Origin of the sequence: Vibrio sp. AND4 (genome assembly GCF_000171815.1) — a bacterium.
Taxonomy (GTDB): domain Bacteria; phylum Pseudomonadota; class Gammaproteobacteria; order Enterobacterales; family Vibrionaceae; genus Vibrio.
Genome location: NZ_ABGR01000081.1, coordinates 1 through 2,775 on the forward strand (window position 1 = coordinate 1; position 2,775 = coordinate 2,775).

Sequence of the window (2,775 nt, forward strand, 5' to 3'; positions counted from 1 at the left end):
ACTTTTCGTTTCTAATGAGCAGGCAGCACGTAATTGTAGAGTCAATCCGTACGATCATCCACCTTGAAGCGAAGCAACCTTTTGTAGCAAAACGTATACACGGGATTGTAATCACGTTTTGGATCACTACAATTCCCAACCAAATGAATGAAGAAACGTTTGTATGCCGAAATTAAATTTAGACAGCGCAAGGAATAGCTCTGTACTTTCAGACAACGGAACCTGCGAAAAAGTAAAATCGGCATTGGAACCGAAATATCACAAACCAGAAAAGAAGCTTTGTCTCAGTGCTGGTCTGACGAAAAAACACGTTGAGCGCCGTTGGAAAGTACTGGAATCGATGACGCACAAAGATCTCCTTCTTGATTCTTTCACGCAATCCCATTATGACCTTTACGCCAACAACATTGAGCACTTTATCGGCACGGTCAACGTTCCTGTTGGTGTTGCTGGGCCTCTGCGAGTCAACGGACTGCATGCGAACGATGACTATTTAGTGCCACTTGCAACAACAGAAGCGGCGCTGGTCGCGTCTTACAACCGTGGTGCAAACTTAATTACGGAAGCTGGTGGGGCAAGTACCCTCTTGATCAGCGAAGGTGTCAGCCGCACCCCTGTGTTTGGTTTCCAGTCTCTTGCACAAGCGGCGCAGTTTGTCAGCTGGGTAGTAACTCAGTACGATGTCTTCCGTCATCAAGCAGAATCAACCACCACACATGGTAAGTTAAAAGACATCAACGTGAACATCGAAGGTAATCATGTTTACTTGGTATTTGAATACGTCACAGGCGATGCCTCTGGGCAGAATATGGTCACCATTGCCACACACAAAGTGTTCCATTACATCCTTGAACACAGCCCAGTCACACCAGTTGATGCGTATCTTGACGGTAACTTGTCCGGTGACAAGAAAGCCAATGCCCACACTTTAAGATCTGTGCGCGGTAAAAAGGTGTCGGCTGAAGTAACCATTTCTGCGGCTTTAATTAGGAAATATCTCCACACAACACCAGAAGCCATGGTCAAATTTGGCAAAATGAATACTGTTGGCGGTTTGCTCAGTGGCACCATTGGCATCAATGCACACTACGCCAATGCTCTAACTGCCTTGTATATCGCTTGCGGACAAGATGCCGCATGCGTTGCAGAATCTGCGGTGGGCATTACTCGAATGGATATCGATGCCCACGGCAATCTGTACACTTCTGTGACGCTGCCAAACATCATGGTTGGTACCGTTGGCGGCGGTACTGGTTTGCCAACTCAGAAAGCATGTTTGGATATCCTTGGTTTACATGGCAATGGTAAAGCCAGAGCACTGGCAGAAGTCGCAGCCGCTCTATGTTTGGCTGGTGAACTTTCCATTGTCGGCGCCTTTTGCGCTGACCACTTCTCCCGTGCGCATCATAAGTTAGCGAGAAAGTAGGTTAGCGCGAAAGTAGTACAAATAAGTAAGCGGTAAAGCGATACAGAAAAGGGAGCGTTATGCTCCCTTTGGCCGTCAATTTTTATCGAGACGACGTTTTTATCTCGACGATCGTTTTAATACACTAAATCTAGTGCTTATGCCTCTTCACCGCGAGGGCGTTGATTGCATAACTTGATTGCTCGTTCTAAAAGTTCCAACGCCGTCTTCTCACTGTCAGGTAGAACAGCGTCACTTTCAGCAACAGGCGTTACACGGTCACCCCATTTCAGTACCGCAGCGCCCCATGTCAAACCAGCACCAAACGCAGCAAGTAGCATGTTATCACCCGGCTTGACTCGACCTTGCTCTAGTGCTTCACAAAGCGCAATTGGCACGGTAGCAGCCGACGTGTTGCCGTAGTTTTGGATGTTAACGAACGCTTTTTCTTGCGGAATACCAGAAAGATCGCACAGCGTTTGAATAATTCGGATGTTCGCCTGGTGTGGAATAACAATATTGATTTGGTCTGTGGTTAACTCAGACGCTTTCAATACCGTTTTCGCAGCCAAGCCCATGCCTTTTACTGCGCGTTTGAAAATCTCTTGCCCGACAAAGTTAAAGTCCCAGTAACCATTGTCTTTCGCAAAACGATCCATGCAGGTACCAAACTCAGGAACAGAGAGAATGTCACGGCCTTTCGCGTCACAGCCAATTTGCGATTGCAGCAAACCAGTTTCTTGCTCTGTGCGCGTTAGAATGACAGCACCAGCACCATCACCAAACAGAACTGCGGTGTCGCGCATTGCCCAGTCAATGTAGAAAGACAGACGTTCTGCACCGATGATGATCGCGTTACGGTAGTTACCGGATTGAATTAAACGTGTTCCTGTTTCTAGACCATACACAAAACCAGTACATGCTGCGTTTAAATCGAATGCGGCGGCAGAACGAATACCAAGGTTCTGTTGTACTTTAGACGCAATATTTGGAATCAGTGAGTCAGGAGAGCATGTCGCAACAATGATTAGGTCGATATCACTCGCTTCTACACCCGCGCGAGCCATCGCATGTCGTGCAGCAACCGTTGCCATGTCCGACGTGTTTACGTGGCTAATACGACGGCTTTCTATTCCGGTTCTGGTGCGAATCCATTCATCTGAAGTTTCGAGGAAAGTGCTAAGGTCGTCGTTAGAGAGCGTTGCTGGTGGAAGGCATTTTCCCCAACCGGTAATTTCAGCGTAGTAATTTGTCATCGCAGACCTATTAATTGTTGTATTTTAGTGAAGTTTCTTAGAACCTGTTCGGGTCCAAATACAGGCTTGCTGTCTTATATTTCGGCAAGCTAATAAATAAGTATACAAATTATG

2 protein-coding genes are annotated in these 2,775 nt (G+C 46.8%); one reads left to right on the forward strand and one right to left on the reverse strand.

Translation table 11 applies throughout. The features are described 5' to 3' along the window. Positions 1-163 precede the first annotated feature (163 nt). Positions 164-1,426: a hydroxymethylglutaryl-CoA reductase gene (locus tag AND4_RS18635; protein ID WP_009844539.1), complete on the forward strand. Its 1,263-nt coding sequence runs from the start codon at positions 164-166 to the stop codon at positions 1,424-1,426. Between the two features lie 137 nt (positions 1,427-1,563). On the opposite strand, the gene AND4_RS18640 is transcribed toward AND4_RS18635, so the two are convergent. Continuing rightward, on the reverse strand, positions 1,564-2,661 hold the full coding sequence (locus tag AND4_RS18640) for a ketoacyl-ACP synthase III (RefSeq protein ID WP_009844540.1): 1,098 nt from the start codon (positions 2,659-2,661) through the stop codon (positions 1,564-1,566). Between the last annotated feature and the right edge of the window lie 114 nt (positions 2,662-2,775).